General features: G+C 55.1%; 14 protein-coding genes. 5 read left to right on the plus strand and 9 right to left on the minus strand.

The genetic code is table 11. From position 1 onward, the window contains the following. Positions 1-22 precede the first annotated feature (22 nt). From gyrB to dnaA, 4 genes are all read right to left on the minus strand, one after another. Positions 23-2,434 (minus strand): DNA topoisomerase (ATP-hydrolyzing) subunit B, encoded by a 2,412-nt coding sequence (gene gyrB, locus DAQ1742_RS20110; protein ID WP_035338879.1) that lies wholly within the window; start codon positions 2,432-2,434, stop codon positions 23-25. Positions 2,435-2,451: 17 nt separating this feature from the next. Then, the gene (gene recF / locus DAQ1742_RS20115) at positions 2,452-3,537 is read right to left on the minus strand and encodes a DNA replication/repair protein RecF (protein ID WP_035345588.1); all 1,086 of its coding nucleotides are present in this window, start codon (positions 3,535-3,537) and stop codon (positions 2,452-2,454) included. 150 nt (positions 3,538-3,687) lie between these two features. Beyond that, entirely contained in the window at positions 3,688-4,788 is a 1,101-nt protein-coding gene (gene dnaN / locus DAQ1742_RS20120) for a DNA polymerase III subunit beta (protein ID WP_035338877.1), read from the minus strand. Positions 4,789-4,792: 4 nt separating this feature from the next. Next, positions 4,793-6,181 carry a chromosomal replication initiator protein DnaA gene (gene dnaA, locus DAQ1742_RS20125; protein ID WP_035338876.1) on the minus strand — a complete coding sequence of 463 codons (1,389 nt, stop codon included), beginning with the start codon at positions 6,179-6,181 and terminating at the stop codon, positions 4,793-4,795. Between the two features lie 689 nt (positions 6,182-6,870). On the opposite strand from dnaA, the gene rpmH reads away from it, so the two are divergent. The 5 genes from rpmH (at position 6,871) to mnmE (ending at position 10,726) form a co-directional block, all read left to right on the plus strand. Beyond that, on the plus strand, positions 6,871-7,011 hold the full coding sequence (gene rpmH / locus DAQ1742_RS20130) for a 50S ribosomal protein L34 (protein ID WP_004093983.1): 141 nt from the start codon (positions 6,871-6,873) through the stop codon (positions 7,009-7,011). A gap of 18 nt (positions 7,012-7,029) precedes the next feature. After that, complete coding sequence (gene rnpA, locus DAQ1742_RS20135; protein WP_067487410.1) at positions 7,030-7,389, plus strand: ribonuclease P protein component; 360 nt, start codon at positions 7,030-7,032, stop codon at positions 7,387-7,389. Next, positions 7,353-7,610, plus strand: a complete 258-nt coding sequence (gene yidD / locus DAQ1742_RS20140; protein ID WP_071604042.1) for a membrane protein insertion efficiency factor YidD — start codon at positions 7,353-7,355, stop codon at positions 7,608-7,610. Before rnpA ends, yidD begins: the two co-directional genes overlap by 37 nt. Positions 7,611-7,612: 2 nt before the next feature. Further along, positions 7,613-9,244: a membrane protein insertase YidC gene (yidC, locus tag DAQ1742_RS20145; RefSeq protein WP_035338873.1), complete on the plus strand. Its 1,632-nt coding sequence runs from the start codon at positions 7,613-7,615 to the stop codon at positions 9,242-9,244. Between the two features lie 117 nt (positions 9,245-9,361). Next, complete coding sequence (mnmE, locus tag DAQ1742_RS20150) at positions 9,362-10,726, plus strand: tRNA uridine-5-carboxymethylaminomethyl(34) synthesis GTPase MnmE (RefSeq protein ID WP_035338872.1); 1,365 nt, start codon at positions 9,362-9,364, stop codon at positions 10,724-10,726. A gap of 33 nt (positions 10,727-10,759) precedes the next feature. On the opposite strand, the gene licT is transcribed toward mnmE, so the two are convergent. The 5 genes from licT to DAQ1742_RS20175 form a co-directional block, all read right to left on the minus strand. Further along, complete coding sequence (gene licT / locus DAQ1742_RS20155) at positions 10,760-11,599, minus strand: BglG family transcription antiterminator LicT (RefSeq protein WP_035338870.1); 840 nt, start codon at positions 11,597-11,599, stop codon at positions 10,760-10,762. Further along, positions 11,596-13,020 (minus strand): glycoside hydrolase family 1 protein, encoded by a 1,425-nt coding sequence (locus tag DAQ1742_RS20160; protein ID WP_180706196.1) that lies wholly within the window; start codon positions 13,018-13,020, stop codon positions 11,596-11,598. Before DAQ1742_RS20160 ends, licT begins: the two co-directional genes overlap by 4 nt. After that, a complete protein-coding gene (locus DAQ1742_RS20165) occupies positions 13,017-14,933 on the minus strand; it encodes a beta-glucoside-specific PTS transporter subunit IIABC (protein WP_035338867.1) in 1,917 nt (638 codons plus the stop codon). The genes DAQ1742_RS20160 and DAQ1742_RS20165 overlap by 4 nt, the downstream gene beginning before the upstream one ends. A 371-nt stretch (positions 14,934-15,304) precedes the next feature. Beyond that, positions 15,305-16,243 carry a GlxA family transcriptional regulator gene (locus DAQ1742_RS20170; protein ID WP_371327851.1) on the minus strand — a complete coding sequence of 313 codons (939 nt, stop codon included), beginning with the start codon at positions 16,241-16,243 and terminating at the stop codon, positions 15,305-15,307. Positions 16,244-16,300: 57 nt separating this feature from the next. Further along, positions 16,301-17,074, minus strand: a complete 774-nt coding sequence (locus tag DAQ1742_RS20175; RefSeq protein ID WP_067487405.1) for an MBL fold metallo-hydrolase — start codon at positions 17,072-17,074, stop codon at positions 16,301-16,303. Positions 17,075-17,094: the final 20 nt, after the last annotated feature.

Here is a 17,094-nt window from a genome sequence, read left to right on the forward strand (position 1 = left end):
TTTTACACGGTATACGCGTTTATCAAATATCAATATTCGCCGCTTTCAGGGCGTTTTCTTCGATAAAGGCGCGGCGCGGTTCAACGGCATCCCCCATCAGGGTGGTAAACAGCTCATCGGCGGCGATGGCGTCTTTTACCGTCACACGCAGCATACGGCGGCTTTCCGGGTCCATGGTGGTTTCCCACAACTGTTCCGGGTTCATCTCACCCAGCCCTTTATAGCGCTGAATCGCCAGGCCTCGGCGTGATTCTTTCACCAGCCAGTCCAGCGCCTGCTCGAAGCTGACAACCGGCTGTTTACGCTCGCCGCGTTCAACAAACGCGCCTTCTTCGATAAGGCCGCGCAGCTTCTCACCCAACTGGTTGATTTTGCGGTATTCATTACCCTGAACAAACGTCAGATCCAGCGCATAGTCGGTGTCTACGCCGTGAGTACGTATACGTAATACCGGTTCGTGGCGCTCATTGACGTGGCGCAGCACAAAACTGTAGGTGCTGCCGTGCTGCTCTTTTTCATTGAGGAACTGGATCAGCGTTTCCATCCACGACTGAGCCTCGGCCTGAGAGCCGAGCATGGCTTCCGTCAGTGATGGCTGATAAATCAGCGCATTAAGCAGCGCGCGTGGGTAACGGCGCTCCATACGGTCGATAAGCTTCTGCACACCATAGTGCCCGGCCACCAGTTTTTCCAGCGGCTCACCGGCCAGTGCCGGGGCATGTGCGTTGGTATGCAGCGTCGCGCCATCCAGCGCCAGCGCTATCTGGTACTGATCCATCGCGTCATCATCTTTGATGTACTGCTCCTGCTTGCCTTTCTTCACCTTGTAGAGCGGCGGCTGAGCGATAAACACATGACCACGCTCAACAATTTCCGGCATCTGGCGGTAGAAGAAGGTCAACAACAGGGTACGGATGTGCGAACCATCCACGTCGGCATCGGTCATGATGATGATGCTGTGATAACGCAGTTTATCCGGGTTGTACTCGTCACGGCCAATGCCGCAACCCAGCGCGGTGATCAGCGTTGCCACTTCTTGTGAAGAGAGCATCTTGTCAAAACGCGCTTTTTCCACGTTCAGGATTTTCCCTTTCAGCGGCAGAATCGCCTGGTTCTTACGGTTACGCCCCTGTTTGGCAGAGCCGCCCGCCGAGTCCCCTTCCACCAGGTAGAGTTCAGATAACGCCGGGTCGCGCTCCTGACAATCTGCCAGCTTGCCCGGCAGACCGGCCAAATCCAGCGCACCTTTGCGACGGGTCATCTCGCGCGCTTTACGCGCGGCCTCACGGGCGCGGGCGGCGTCGATAATTTTGCCGACCACGATTTTGGCATCGCTGGGGTTTTCCATCAGATAATCCACCAGACGGTCATTCATCAGCGATTCCACCGCCGATTTCACCTCTGAGGACACCAGTTTATCTTTGGTCTGGGACGAGAATTTCGGGTCTGGCACTTTCACGGAGACAACCGCAATCAGCCCTTCGCGCGCGTCGTCACCGGTGGCGCTGACTTTAGCCTTCTTGCTGTAGCCTTCTTTATCCATGTAGTTATTCAGCGTACGGGTCATGGCCGCACGGAAACCGGCCAGATGTGTACCGCCGTCACGCTGTGGAATGTTGTTGGTAAAACAGTAGATGTTTTCCTGAAAACCGTCGTTCCACTGCATCGCGATTTCCACGCCAATTTCGTCTTTTTCGGCACTGAAATAGAACACTTGTGGGTGAATCGGCGTTTTGTTGCGGTTTAAATACTCAACAAATGCCTTGATGCCGCCTTCATAATGGAAATGGTCAGCTTTATTCTCTTCACGCTCATCGCGCAGGCGAATAGACACGCCAGAGTTGAGGAACGACAGCTCACGCAGGCGCTTGGCCAGAATGTCATATTCAAACTCAACTACGTTGGTGAAGGTTTCCAGGCTCGGCCAGAAGCGCACGATAGTGCCTGTGGTTTGCGCCTCACCCACCACGCTCAACGGAGCCTGCGGCACGCCATGACGGTAAAGCTGTTGGTGAGTTTTGCCTTCGCGGCGGATAACCAGTTCGAGTTTCTCAGACAGCGCATTCACCACCGACACCCCAACCCCGTGCAGACCGCCGGAGACTTTGTAGGAGTTGTCGTCAAACTTACCGCCTGCATGCAGCACGGTCATGATCACTTCGGCGGCAGACACGCCCTCTTCTTCATGAATACCGGTGGGAATGCCACGGCCATCGTCCTGCACCGACACCGAATTATCGGCATGAATGGTGACAACAATGTCTTTACAGTAGCCAGCGAGCGCCTCGTCGATAGCGTTGTCCACCACCTCGAATACCATGTGATGCAGACCGGTTCCGTCATCCGTGTCACCGATATACATCCCCGGGCGTTTACGAACCGCATCCAGCCCTTTTAATACCTTGATACTTGAGGAGTCATAAGAATTCGACATCAACGTTTCTCGCTCATTTAGTCCTGTGATTGAACGGTTATTTTACCCTGTTCCACGCGGAACAGCTTGCCCTTTTCGCCCGCCATGTCAGCAATCTGACCGGCGGTAATGGCACTGACAAACACCTGCGCCTGTGTTGCTTTCAGGCGCTCGGCCAGCAGGCGTCGGCGGGTACTATCCAGCTCTGAGGCAAAATCATCTATCAGATACAGGCATTTCAGCCCGTTTTGCCGGGTCAGAAATTCACCCTGCGCCAGCCGCAGCGCGCACATCAACAGTTTAAGCTGCCCGCGTGAGAGCATATCTTCAACAGCAACGCCCCCGGCACGAATGCGAAAATCCGCCTTGTGCGGCCCCAGTGCGGTGTAACCGAGTTGCCTGTCACGCTCAAAATGACGCACCAGCAGCTCGCCATACTCACTCTCTTTGTCCCAGCCACGCTGAAACGAGAAGTTGAGAGTAAACTCGGGTAAAAACTGTGCGCAGGTGGAGGCAATATCTGCCGCAATCGCCGCGCTGTATTGCGCCCGCCATTCGCTGATACGCTCAGCCAGCGGCACCAGTTCCTGATCCCAGGCCCGCAGTTGACCATAATGGCTGACCTGACGCAGTGCGGCATTACGCTGGCGCAACAACCGTTTTAAGTTGCTCCAGGCAGAAAAAAAACCGGGCTCATTGTGAAAGCAACCCCAGTCCAGAAAGGCGCGCCGGTACTTCGGGCCGCCATTAAGCAGGGTGAACCCTTCCGGGGTAATCAGTTGGATTGGCAGTAATTGCGCCAGTTCAGCAATTTTGTGACCATCGCTGCCATCAATGCGCACCGTGCTGTCGCCGTCGCGGTTTTTGCTCAACCCCACCGAGCGCTCGCGCAGTTCGCCTTCCAGCCTGGCGTGCAAAATGAATTCCGGCTGGTCGTGACGAATCACCCGGGCGGCCTGGATACTGCGAAACGCCCGGCCATGCCCCAGCGTATAAATCGCTTCCAGTACGCTGGTTTTACCACTGCCATTGGCTCCGACCAGAAAATTAAAGCCGGGAATAAGCGCCAGGTCAGCGGATTCGATATTGCGAAAATTACGGATAAGCAGACGGGTCAACGCCATATCACAACCATTTTGCCAAACGACCATTTTGCCAGCATCGTTGCTATACCAGTCTCACGCCTTTGATAACGGTAGGTTTTGATAACAACATACTTTGATAAAAACACGCCGCACCCAATGGCGCGGCGTCGGTTATCAAACCAAGGCGCACTACAGGCGCATCGGCATCACCACGTAGGCGGCGGCCTGACTTGCGGCATCCTCAATCTGAACGCTGGAAATGGAATCGGTCAGCAGCAGCCGCACATCCTCACATTTCAGCGCATTGAGCACATCCAGCACATAGCTGACATTAAAACCGATTTCCATTTCGCTGCCGCCGTATTCCACATCCAGAATCTCTTCCGCTTCTTCCTGCTCGGGGTTATTGGCGGTAATACGCAGTTGATTCTGGTTTAAGTACAAACGCACGCCACGAAATTTCTCATTCGACAGAATCGCCGCGCGGGAGAACGCCTGACGCAACAAATCGCAGCTCGCTTCCAGCGTTTTATCCGGGTTTTTCGGCAGCACGCGGCGATAATCCGGGAAGCGGCCATCCACCAGCTTGGAGGTAAAGATAAAATCGCCGACATGGGCGCGAATATTGTTGCTGCCGATTTGCAGTTGCAGCGGTGTTTCACCGCCATCCAACAACCGCACCAGTTCCATGACGCCTTTACGCGGCACGATCACCGAATGCGACGGCAACGACTGCCCGACCGGCATAGCACACACCGCCAGACGGTGGCCGTCGGTGGCAACGGTACGCAACTCGTCGCCGCCGGTTTCAAACAACATGCCGTTCAGGTAGTAGCGCACATCCTGATGCGCCATCGAGAATTGGGTGGCTTCAATCAGGCGCTTTAGCGTTGCCTGCGCCAGGGTGAATTCCACCTCGCTTTGCCAGTCATCCAGATTCGGGAAGTCAGCAGCGGGCAGCGTCGATAATGAAAAACGGCTGCGCCCGGAGCGCACCAGCATCCGGTCGCCCTCCAGCGTGACGGAAATCTCCGCCCCGTCCGGCAAGCCCCGGCAAATGTCGAACAGCTTACGCGCCGGCACTGTCGTCGCACCCGGCTCATGAGGCTGCGTCAGCGCCAGATGGGCCACCATTTCCATTTCCAGGTCAGTACCGGTCAACGACAAACGCCCTTCGCTCACCTGCAATAACAGGTTGCCGAGGATAGGTAATGTCGGCCGCCCGCCCAGCGGGCTACTGACCTGCTGTAACGGTTTTAACAGATGCTCACGCTCAACGATAAATTTCATGATGTTATGACGATAATGTGCGGATTAAATTGGAAAAATCTTCTTTGATGTCGTGACTTTCCTCACGCAGCTGCTCAATTTTACGGCAAGCATGCAGTACGGTGGTATGGTCACGTCCACCGAACGCGTCGCCTATCTCAGGCAGGCTGTGGTTAGTCAGCTCTTTGGCCAGCGCCATCGCCATCTGGCGGGGGCGAGCCACCGAGCGTGAACGCCGCTTGGAAAGCAGGTCAGCCACTTTGATTTTGTAATACTCGGCCACGGTTTTCTGGATATTGTCGATAGTGACCAGCTTTTCCTGAAGCGCCAGCAAATCACGCAGCGCTTCACGCACGAAATCAATGGTAATCGCCCGCCCGGTAAAGTTGGCGTTGGCAATCACGCGGTTCAGTGCGCCTTCCAGCTCACGCACATTGGAGCGCAGCCGCTTGGCAATAAAAAACGCCACTTCACCCGGCAGGCGAATGTCGTTCTCGTCGGCCTTTTTCATCAAAATCGCCACGCGCGTTTCCAGCTCCGGCGGCTCAATGGCGACGGTCAACCCCCAGCCAAAGCGGGATTTCAGGCGATCTTCCACGCCGTTTATCTCTTTCGGATAGCGATCGGATGTCAGGATGATTTGCTGATTGCCTTCCAGCAAGGCATTAAAGGTGTGAAAAAACTCTTCCTGCGAGCGCTCTTTGTTGGCAAAAAATTGGATGTCATCAATTAATAGCGCATCGACCGAACGGTAGTAGCGTTTGAACTCTTCAATCGCGTTGTTCTGTAACGCCTTGACCATATCCTGCACGAAGCGCTCGGAATGCATGTACACCACTTTGGCATTCGGTTTGCGCGCAATAATGCCATTGCCCACCGCGTGCAACAGGTGCGTTTTACCCAGCCCGGTGCCGCCGTATAAAAACAGTGGATTGTAAGCGCCGCCGGGGTTATCAGCGACCTGCCGCGCTGCCGCACGCGCCAACTGGTTGGATTTACCTTCCACAAAGTTATCGAAGGTATGCTTGGGGTTAACATTCGAGCGATAGGTGTGCTCGGCCGGCGCCACTGGCGTTTCCCAGCTGGGACGAACCGGCGAAGCCGTTCGGGCCTGCGGCGCAGGCGTTGTCGCACTGTGGTGGCCCGCAGGAGCAGCGGCTGGCGTCATCGGTTTGCTGCCGACTTCAAAACGCAGCAGTGGCGCATCCATGCCACAAAAATCATTCAGCAATCCATTGATATTATTAATATATTTATCGCGCACCCAATCCAGCACAAAACGGTTGGGGGCGTAAAGCGCCAGAGTGTTGTCACTCAGTTCCGCCTGCAACGGGCGTATCCACATACTGAATTCTGTGGCAGGTAACTCATCCTGCAAACGGGCAAGACACTGCTGCCAAAGCGAAAGTGACACGGCGGACTCCACTCGAACAAGATCAATCAAGAAAAGGAACAGATATTAGTTATGTAACTCATGGTTTTCTCAGGCACCCGGCTGCGCATGGATACGATTGCGCCGGGGTGCGCCGCGCTGAAAACGGCCTTGCCGTGCCGAACCCAACATCGGGATCGCTAGCGGGACGGCGGATCATAACCTAAACCACGCAAGAGATCTCCACTTTCTGCACAGTTTTGATCCTTTTTATCCACAGGCTTTGCTTATTATTCTGTTACGCGTTGTGAGGCGTACTCTATATGCATGGCGCAAAACCTACCGTGCGGGATTCACAACAAGCGGTCAGGTTACTCACAATTGTCTCTCAGTACGCGAAAAACATCAGCATAGACGCAATCATGACGATCGGCGGTGATGCGGATCATGATCCCGACGACAGGATCACCGCGCGATCCTTGCGCTTTGATACAGAGTCCGTATAATTCCCGGCCTGCGCGTAGCGCCTGTTTTCTGTGCTGAGCAGACAGAAAATCCGTAACCATCGGGAAGTTTCAGGCGGGTAAAACGTGGATGTTAATTGACTCGGGACTGTACAATTATTACAATCCCGCCTCTTTATTATGCGATAGAGGCGTCGGTCACTTTTCACGCCGAGTAGCCAAACGCGTTTACTGTGAAGTCTTAATCAAGTTTAGGTAGAAATCGCCATGAAACGCACTTTCCAACCGTCCGTATTGAAGCGTAACCGTAGCCACGGTTTCCGTGCTCGTATGGCCACTAAAAATGGTCGTCAGGTTCTGGCCCGCCGTCGTGCGAAAGGCCGTACTCGTCTGACTGTTTCCAAGTAATAAAAGCTAACCCACCGAGTGGTTACGCTCGCTTTTCCCAGGGAGTTACGTCTGTTAACTCCCAGCCATTTTTCTTTCGTCTTCCAGCAGCCACAACGGGCCGGTACACCGCAGATAACCATTCTCGGTCGCCCAAATACGCTGGGGCATCCCCGTATTGGTCTTACCGTCGCAAAAAAACACGTCAGACGGGCTCATGAACGCAACCGTATCAAGCGCCTGACGCGTGAAAGTTTTCGTTTGCACCAGCACGATTTGCCCGCGATGGATTTCATTGTCATTGCGAAGAAAGGGGTATCCGAACTGGATAACCGTACACTCACGGAAGCGTTGGAAAAATTATGGCGTCGTCACCGTCGTTTGGTTCAAGCCTGCTGATTGGCCTGATACGCGGGTATCAACGCTTTATCAGCCCACTTCTTGGTCAGCACTGTCGCTTTTATCCGTCGTGCTCCCAATATGGCATTGAAGCAATACGGCGGTTTGGCATGATAAAAGGCTGTTGGTTGACGCTCAAACGCGTATTAAAATGCCACCCTTTGAACCCTGGTGGTGATGACCCCGTACCGCCAAAACCTGACAATAACAGAGAACATTAACGATGGATTCGCAACGCAATCTTTTTCTCATCGCTCTGCTATTCGTAACGTTCATGATCTGGCAGCAGTGGGAAACGGATAAAAATCCACCCGCAGCAACCCAGACCACGCAACAGGCGAATGGTGCTGTGAGCGATGCAGCCAACCAGGGCGTACCTGCCAGCGGTCAGGGTAAACTGATCACGGTGAAAACCGATGTGCTGTCGCTGAATATCAACACCCGCGGTGGCGATATTGAAGAAGCAGACCTGCTGGCCTACCCGGCAGAACTCGGCTCAGGCCAGCCGTTCAAGTTGCTGGAAACCACACCGGCATTTATCTATCAGGCACAAAGCGGTCTGACCGGTAAAAACGGCCCGGATAATCCGGCAAATGGTGCGCGCCCGCTGTATACCGCCTCTGCCGAGAGCTTTGCGCTGGCAGCAGGCCAGAACGAATTGCGTATCCCGCTGACCTACACCGACGCCAACGGCGTCAGCTTCACCAAAACCTTTGTGCTCAAACGCGGTGAATATGCGCTCAACGTCGAGTACAGCGTGAACAACACCAGCACACAACCGCTGGAAGTGACGCTGTTCGGCCAGTTGAAGCAGTCTATCGACCTGCCATCGCACCGTGACACCGGCAGCAACAACTTTGCCCTGCACACCTACCGTGGTGCCGCGTTCTCTTCTGTTGAAGATAAATATCGCAAATACAGCTTCAGCGATATGAAAGAGAACCTGAACATCAATACGCAAGGTGGCTGGGTGGCGATGTTGCAGCAGTATTTTGCAACCGCCTGGGTGCCTTCAACCGCGCTCTCCCATACCTTTTACAGCGCCAATCTGGGCAATGGTCTGGCGGCTATCGGCTTTAAGTCTGCACCGGTAAATGTACAGCCGGGTAGCCAGCAGACACTGAACGCGACCTTGTGGGTTGGCCCGGAAATTCAGGACAAAATGGCTGCCGTGGCACCGCATCTTGACCTGACCGTGGATTATGGCTGGTTGTGGTTCATCTCTCAGCCGCTGTTTAAGTTGCTGAAATTCCTGCACGGCTTTATCGGCAACTGGGGCTTCTCCATCATTGCCATCACCTTTATCGTGCGCGGCATCATGTACCCGCTGACTAAAGCGCAGTACACCTCGATGGCGAAAATGCGTATGTTGCAGCCCAAGCTGCAAGCGATGCGCGAGCGTATCGGTGATGACAAACAGCGCATGAGTCAGGAAATGATGGCGCTGTACAAAGCCGAGAAAGTGAACCCGCTGGGTGGCTGCTTCCCGCTGATCATCCAGATGCCTATCTTCCTGGCGCTGTACTACATGCTGATGGGTTCGGTAGAACTGCGTCACGCGCCGTTCGCACTGTGGATTCATGACCTGTCGGCGCAAGACCCGTACTACGTGCTGCCTATCCTGATGGGCATGACGATGTTCTTCATTCAGAAGATGTCGCCGACCACCGTCACCGACCCGATGCAACAGAAGATAATGACCTACATGCCGGTTATCTTCACGGTGTTCTTCCTGTGGTTCCCGTCAGGTCTGGTGCTGTACTACATCGTCAGCAACCTGGTGACGATTGCCCAGCAGCAGTTGATTTATCGCGGGCTGGAAAAACGTGGTCTGCATAGCCGCGAGAAGAAATAACCGATTGATTTAGCTAGTCAATCTCATTATAAGGCGGTCACTGACCGCCTTATTTTTTATAGAAAAAACCATCCCGTAACCGCGCCTGAAAGCAGGCGAGAATGCAGAGACACTATCATGAACCATACCGATACCATCGTAGCCCAAGCCACTCCGCCGGGACGCGGCGGCGTAGGTATTTTGCGCATCTCTGGCCCGCACTCGGCCGCAGTGGCACAGGCGGTGCTGGGTAAGCTGCCTAAACCACGCTATGCCGATTACCTGCCGTTTCAGGATACCGATGGCAGCGTGCTCGATCAGGGCATTGCGCTGTGGTTTCCCGGCCCAAATTCCTTTACCGGCGAAGATGTGCTGGAACTGCAAGGACACGGCGGCCCGGTGATCCTCGACTTACTGCTCAAGCGTGTGCTGGCGCTGCCGGGTGTGCGCATCGCTCGCCCCGGTGAGTTCTCCGAACGTGCCTTTTTGAACGACAAGCTCGATCTGGCGCAGGCCGAAGCGATTGCCGACTTGATTGACGCCAGCTCCGAACAGGCGGCTCGCTCTGCGGTCAACTCGCTACAAGGGGTCTTTTCCACCCGTATTCACCAGTTAGTGGAAGCACTCACTCACCTGCGCATCTACGTAGAAGCGGCAATTGATTTCCCCGATGAAGAAATCGATTTTCTGAGCGATGGCAAAATCGAAGCCATGCTCAATGCGGTGATAGACGATCTGGAAGGCGTACGTGGCGAAGCACGGCAAGGCAGCCTGTTACGTGAAGGGATGAAAGTGGTGATTGCCGGTCGCCCCAATGCCGGTAAATCCAGCCTGCTCAATGCGCTGGCCGGGCGCGAGGCGGCTATTGTCACTGATATCGCCGGTACTACGCGCGATGTACTGCGCGAGCACATTCACATTGACGGCATGCCGCTGCACATTATTGATACCGCCGGGCTGCGCGAAGCCAGCGATGAAGTGGAGCGAATCGGTATTGAGCGCGCCTGGCAGGAAATCGAACAGGCTGACCGGGTGCTGTTTATGGTCGATGGCACCACCACCGATGCGATTGCGCCTGCGGCCATCTGGCCGGAATTTATGGCCCGCCTGCCCGGCTCGCTGCCCGTGACCGTGGTGCGTAATAAAGCCGATATCACCGGTGAAACCTTCGGTATTGAAGAGGTGAAGACTTACTCACTTATCCGCCTTTCTGCCCGCACCGGCGACGGCGTTGACGCACTCCGCCAGCACCTCAAGCACAGCATGGGATTTACCAGCAACACCGAAGGCGGCTTCCTCGCCCGACGTCGCCACCTGCAAGCGCTGGAGCTGGCCGCCACGCATTTGCAACAAGGTCATGCACAGTTAGTCAGTGCTTACGCAGGCGAGTTGCTGGCCGAAGAGTTACGGCTGGCACAACAGGCGTTAAGTGAAATCACCGGTGAATTCACCTCCGATGACCTGCTGGGGCGGATTTTTTCCAGTTTTTGTATTGGGAAGTGACGAGGGCGTATTAACGTCTGGATGCATTCCGGTCTATGCATCCAGACCGGAAATCCTCACCAGATGCACCGTGAGCCACAGCAACTCGTTGCCGCCAAGCGTGATGTCGAGCCGAAGCTTGACGTAATCACGGATGAGCAAGGCACAGCGGTAGGCATCCGGGTACTCCTTAATCACCTGCGCCAGCAAGAAACTGTCGCGCGCGGTGCTCATTTCCCCTTCCTGTAATCGCTGGAGAAAGAACTGCATGTGGGTCATAAACCGCGAGTAGTTAATCGACTCGGTATCGATTTCTTTTTTAAAGTGATACTGCACAAGATTAAAAATATCTTTCAGCATCTTCACTGACTGCATGGCCTGCGCCACGTCATCCCCCTCGCTCTGGCCGTTCACCAGATGAAAAGCGATGTTGCCAGCCTCCTCTTGCGGCAGTTCAATGCCGTACTGCTGGTGAATTATCGCCACCGCTTCACGGGCGACGCGGAACTGCTGCGGGTAAAAGCGCCGCACTTCCGGCAACAGGCGGTTTTGCATCACGATACCTTTGCGGCTGCGTTCTATGGCAAAGGTCAGGTGGTCGGCAAGGGTAAAAAAAATCTGCTCACGAACTTTGCTGGCAAGCTGCGCATTGGCGTGAGAAATAATCATTGCGGCCATTTCAATCACGTCATCTGGAATGGCTGAAAGCCCCTCAATATAGCCGCTGCGTTTTTCAAACGACGGAGTAACAAACAGCTTCTCTATTTTCTCTGGCGCAATCTCATCGCCGGGCTTACTGTTAAAGCCAATGCCTTTGCCCATGACGATAACCTCCCTGTTATCGTCATCCACAGAGAGCACCAGACTATTATTGAGTACCTTCTGAACAATCATCGCTGCCACTCACCGTGATTACCATTTTGTGCAATCACATCCTTATACCACCAGAAGCTGCGTTTACGGCTTCTTTGCAGGCTTTTCAGGTCATCCTCACCGCGATCGACGTAAATAAAACCGTAGCGTTTGGCATAGCCCTGGTGCGTGCTGACCACATCCAGCGCCGCCCACGGGCAGTAGCCCATCAGCTCGACACCATCGGCAATCGCCAGGCGCATCTGTTCGATATGCGCCTGCAAAAAGGCAATGCGGTAATCATCGTTCACCGTACCGTCTTGCTCGGGCTTGTCCGGCGCGCCCATACCGTTTTCGCTGATCAAAATCGGCAGGTTATAGCGCTCACACACTTTACGCAGGGTCAGGCGCAGGCCGACCGGGTCAACCACCCAGCCGTAAGGCGTTTTACCCACCCAGGGGTTCTCCGCTGGCCGATACACCCCCTCTTCACCCAGCATAATCTGCTGGTCGCCCGCGCGCGGCGCAACATCTGCGCCCATCCCCCGGCTGGCAGCAATGGTCGCCGTCGAGTAGTAGTTGATAGCGATAAAGTCAGGCCGTCCCTGCTGCAAAATAGACGCGTCCTCCGCCTGCCTGTCCGGTGCCAGGCCGCGATCCTGTAAGTAAGCCCAGGCCAGCGCGTTATAGCGGCCATGCACCGCGACATCCAGAAAACTCCAGCAGCGCAGAGTTTCCCAGTTGTGGGCGGCAATCGCGTCTTCGGGTTTGCAGCTCTCGGCATACATAGAGGTGGTATTGATAGCCGGGCCGATGCGCAGCCCCGGAAATTCCCGGTGGCAAAGCGCAAAAATCTGCGCCTGAGCCAGCATCATATGGTGATTCTGCTGGTACAGCGCCTTCTTGTCCGGCAGCGTGCGGTCAGCCGGTACGCCAATCGCACCGGGGTGGAGGATCATGGTGTTTTGTTCATTAATCGTCAGCCACAGCGGGACGCTATCGGCAAACTCGCTAAACAACAGGCGCGCGTAGCGAACGAACGCCGCGCTGGTGTTGCGGTTCAGCCAGCCGCCTTTTAATTCCAGCGCCCAGGGCAGGTCGAAATGGTACAGGGTGACGATAGGCGTGATGCGGTGGCGCACCAGAGCGTCAATCAGGCGGTGATAAAAAGCCAATCCCGCCGGATTCACCGCGCCGTCGCCATCCGGGATGACCCGTGACCAGGCCACCGAAAAACGATAAGCCTTCAGCCCCATTTCAGCCATCAGCGCCACATCGTCTTCTACGCGGTGATAATGATCGCTGGCGATACGAAAGTCCGCCGTTCCCGGCGGATGGTCGAGCATATCGACAACCGATGGCCCTTTACCGTCTTCATTCCACGCCCCTTCAACCTGATAAGCTGAGGTGGATGCGCCCCACAGAAAACCCTCTGGGAAGCGGGCCTGCTGTTGATAAATCATCCCCGCGCCTCCTTCACCGATTGCCCCATCAACACATCGCCATAATCGACCTGTGCCGCCGCCGTTATGCGCAGGGCCTGCGATTTATCGTCATTCACGACGATCACCGGCGTTATCAAATCGTACCCGGCCTGCTCGATAGCCGCGATATCAAAATGGATAAGCGCTTGCCCGGTCTTAACTTCATCGCCTAACTTCAGCGACGAGCGAAAGTGCTGGCCGTTGAGATTGACGGTATCAATACCGATATGTATCAACAGCTCCAGGCCGCTGTCGCTTCGCAACCCAACAGCGTGACATGACGGCAGGAAGATGACGACTGTACCGTTAAACGGCGCGCGCAATACCCCTTCCTGCGGGCGAATGGCCACGCCTTGCCCCAGCAAGCCACTGGAAAAAACATCATCATTCACTTCGCTCAACGTCACCACCTGACCGCGCAGCGGGCTTAACACGTCAACGTCACCGTTATTTTCACCTTTACTCGCACCTTTACTCGCATCGTCGCGTTTCAGGCGAGTGTCCCGCGGTGCGGCCTCACGGGTTTTTGCTTTATCTTCCGGGGTATCTTCAAAGCCGATGAACCAGGTCAGGGCGAACGTCACCCCAATCGAAATCGCGCAAGTTACCAGCGCATGGACGATGTTCATCGGGTTTTCGCCGATAAATGCTGGCAGCGCCGCAAGGCCTGGGGAGACAAACGCGTAGCGCACCAGCCCGCTAACACCGGCATACACCCCGGCACAGCCGCCGCCTATCATCGCGGCAATCAGTACGCGGCGATATTTGAGCAACACGCCGTACAGCGCCGGTTCCGTGATACCCAATAGCGCAGTAAAGCCCGACGACGAAGCCAACTGACGCAGGCTGCTGTTTCTGGTTTTCAACGCCACACACAGCGTGGCCGCGCCCATCGCCACATTGGACGCCAGCATGCCCGGCCCGTTAATCATTTCGTGGCCGCTTTTGCTCAGTTGCCCTGTGGCAATAGGCGTCATCGCCCAGGCGGTTCCCGTAATAATCAGGAAGGGTTGCAAGGTGCCCATCAGCATCGGAATCAGCCAACTGGCATGACGGTCGATAGCGCCTGCCCCCGCCGCAACCAGATCGTTGAGCAGAATGCCTAATGGGCCGACCACCACCAGCGCCAGCGGCGCGGTAATCAGCAGAATCAGCATTGGCTTCACAAAGAACTTGATTATCGAAGGTGATACTTTCTCGGCAAAGCGCTCCACCCACGACATCAGCCATACCGTCAGAATAATCGGCAGCACAGAGCCGGAATAATCAGACAGCAGGACATGGATGCCGGCAAAATCCACCGCTTTACCGGCCGCCAGCATCTGGCCAATACCCGGATGCAATAGCACGCCTGCCAGCGTCATCGCCAGAATCGGGTTGCACTCAAATTTCAGTGAAGCACCATAGGCCAGCAGCACCGGCAGGAAGAAGAAAGCGGCATCGGCAACAATATTCAGCAGTTGATATGTCGGGCTCGTCGCGCTAATCAGCCCGGTTAACTTAAGGATCGCCAGTAGCGCTTTAATCATCCCCGCGCCGGTGATGGCCGGGATAACCGGGGTGAAGGTGGTTGAAATCACGCTGATGATGCGCGCCACGATGCCATTGGGTTTGGCATGTTTATCACCGCTGACGCCACTTTTCTTCTCTGGCAGCGCTTTGTTGATCAGGCGGAAGACCTGCTGCACCTCATTGCCGATAACAATCTGGAACTGCCCGCCGTTCTCTACCACGCTGATAACGCCGGGAAGCACGCTGATTTGTGCATCGTTTACCTTTTCCCGGTCGTTAAATTCCATGCGCAGTCGGGTCGCGCAGTGCGTGATCATGCGGATATTCTCCGCCCCTCCCACTGAGTGGAGGATTTTCGCTGCTATGTCGTTATAGTTCATAGAATTTCCTGGTGTTGGAGCAAAAAAAAGACCAAAACAGAGACGCTCCCCTTAACGGGAGAGCATTTCTATTTTGGTCTTGCCTGCTTTCGCAGTAACACGCCATCATAAAAATGGGTTACTTCGCCGGATTATCTAAGCAGCTACGGCGTATTCCAATCACAATCTGATGAAAATGTGAGCCGGGTTACGTAAAATTTACATTCGGCCTCAGCGCGCAATCGGCCAAAAAATAACCACCCGCAGGGTGGCCGCAATCACAACAAATCCCCCCTGAAGGTTAAGCCGACTTCCGTACCCGCCCTCTGAGGGCAATCAATAAAGCCTACCTGAGATTACAGAAGACAGCCCTGAACGTCATAATCCGTAGGCTATCGCCCCTGAAACGTTTTGCGCCACTCACCGGGCGTGACGTTAAACCGGCGGCGAAAATGCTGACGCAGTGAGGTGGCGGTATGAAAACCGACCTGCTCTGCAATCGCATCTATCGATAGTGTAGTGGACTCCAGCAACATCTGGCTTTGTTGCAGACGCTCGGCCATCAGCCACTCGCCGACAGACATCCCGGTAGCTTTATGAAATTGGCGGGTGAAGGTGCGGCGGCTCATCAGCGTTCGGCGCGCCAGTTCATCAAGGTGATGGGGCTGGTTGAGGCAACCTCTCAGGTCATCAAGCAGCGCATTGATTCTGGCGTCCTGCGTCGATACCGGTACCGGCTGTTCAATGAACTGTGCCTGACCGCCTTCTCGATGCGGGGGGATCACCATTCTTCTGGCGACCTTGTTAGCGATGGCACTGCCGTGGTACTTCCTGACCAGATGCAGGCAGCAGTCCAGCCCGGCCGCTGTACCTGCTGAGGTTATCAGCCGCTCATCCTCAACGTACAATGCGTGCGTGTCCAGATGCACATCGGGGAAACGTTGCTGAAAATCCTGCGTGAACTCCCAGTGCGTTGCCGCGTTGCGTTGCTCAAGCAATCCGGCCCACGCGAGCACATAAGTCCCAAGACACAAACCGACCAGCAGACTGCCCCGGGCATAAGCCGCCCTCAGTGCCGCCAGCAGCGCCGGATTCGGCTTCTCGTGCGGGTCACGCCAGTAAGGCACCACCACGATATCGGCCTGGGTGAGACTATCCAACCCAAACGCGGTATCAATCTCAAAGCCCTGTGCCGAACGCAGTACGCCATCCTCAGCGCGACAGAGGCGCAATTGAAACAGCGGTTGCCCCGGCAACACATCGCCGAAAATCATGCAAGGCACCGATAAATGAAACGGGCTGAACCGATCGCAGGCCACGACTGCGACCATGGGGACATGCGTGCTCAACGTCGCTCCTTTGTGAGTATCGTTACCCGAACTAAATGACTACAGCATACAGGACTCGCCATCTTCCGGGATCCGCACCTGATGCGCCAGACCGTGTTGCTGTAGAAAATCACGCAACGCCACACGACTCAGCGCGGAATGATTCACCGCTTCCATGTGGCTGGCAATCAGCGTCGCATTAGGGGCATGCTGCGCCACAGCCAGTACATCCTGTTGGTTCATGATGATTGACCCCAGCCCGACGATTTGCGCATCACCGCAATTAAGAACAATCACCTCGGGTGCATAATGGCTCAGGTTTTCAGCCACCTGTGCATTCCAGACGGTATCCCCCGCCAGGTATAACGTTTTCTCTTGTGGGTGACGGAACACCACGCCACACACCTCACCCAGCCTCTCGCCCATTATTTCCATGATCGCATCGCTGCCATGCTGGCCCGGCGTTTTACTTAACGTGATATCGCTAAAAGCACTCTGTTCGCTTAACAGCCGAACATCGCTAAACCCGGCGGCCTGAATGATTTCCCGGTCATGCTCATGTTGCACAAATAACGGTAATGATTTCGGCAGATGGGTAACAGCCGCATCATCCCAATGATCAAGATGCGTATGGGTCACAATTACCGCATCTACGCCGGTAAACAGGCTTTCCAGCGTGACCGGCAGGTCCACCAGCGGGTTACGCAAATGGCTGTTCAATGTTCCCTCGAACCCCGGATAAGCGCCTTTTTCTGCCAGCATCGGGTCAATAAGGAACGTTTTACCGGCAAAGTGTACCTTCAGTGTGGCGTTTCTGATTTGCGTAATGTTCATCACGGTCTTCCTCTGTTTAA

Origin of the sequence: Dickeya aquatica, from assembly GCF_900095885.1 — a bacterium.
Lineage (GTDB): Bacteria > Pseudomonadota > Gammaproteobacteria > Enterobacterales > Enterobacteriaceae > Dickeya > Dickeya aquatica.

Excerpts from the sequence above, each read along its gene's own strand:
- DAQ1742_RS20170 (WP_371327851.1), bottom strand. The coding sequence starts at position 16,243 with ATGGTCGCAGTCGTGGCCTGCGATCGGTTCAGCCCGTTTCATTTATCG.
- licT (WP_035338870.1), bottom strand. The coding sequence starts at position 11,599 with ATGATTGTTCAGAAGGTACTCAATAATAGTCTGGTGCTCTCTGTGGAT.
- recF (WP_035345588.1), bottom strand. The coding sequence starts at position 3,537 with ATGGCGTTGACCCGTCTGCTTATCCGTAATTTTCGCAATATCGAATCC.
- yidD (WP_071604042.1), top strand. The coding sequence starts at position 7,353 with ATGGCGTCGTCACCGTCGTTTGGTTCAAGCCTGCTGATTGGCCTGATA.
- mnmE (WP_035338872.1), top strand. The coding sequence starts at position 9,362 with ATGAACCATACCGATACCATCGTAGCCCAAGCCACTCCGCCGGGACGC.
- yidC (WP_035338873.1), top strand. The coding sequence starts at position 7,613 with ATGGATTCGCAACGCAATCTTTTTCTCATCGCTCTGCTATTCGTAACG.
- gyrB (WP_035338879.1), bottom strand. The coding sequence starts at position 2,434 with ATGTCGAATTCTTATGACTCCTCAAGTATCAAGGTATTAAAAGGGCTG.
- DAQ1742_RS20160 (WP_180706196.1), bottom strand. The coding sequence starts at position 13,020 with ATGATTTATCAACAGCAGGCCCGCTTCCCAGAGGGTTTTCTGTGGGGC.
- DAQ1742_RS20175 (WP_067487405.1), bottom strand. The coding sequence starts at position 17,074 with ATGAACATTACGCAAATCAGAAACGCCACACTGAAGGTACACTTTGCC.
- DAQ1742_RS20165 (WP_035338867.1), bottom strand. The coding sequence starts at position 14,933 with ATGAACTATAACGACATAGCAGCGAAAATCCTCCACTCAGTGGGAGGG.
- rpmH (WP_004093983.1), top strand. The coding sequence starts at position 6,871 with ATGAAACGCACTTTCCAACCGTCCGTATTGAAGCGTAACCGTAGCCAC.
- dnaN (WP_035338877.1), bottom strand. The coding sequence starts at position 4,788 with ATGAAATTTATCGTTGAGCGTGAGCATCTGTTAAAACCGTTACAGCAG.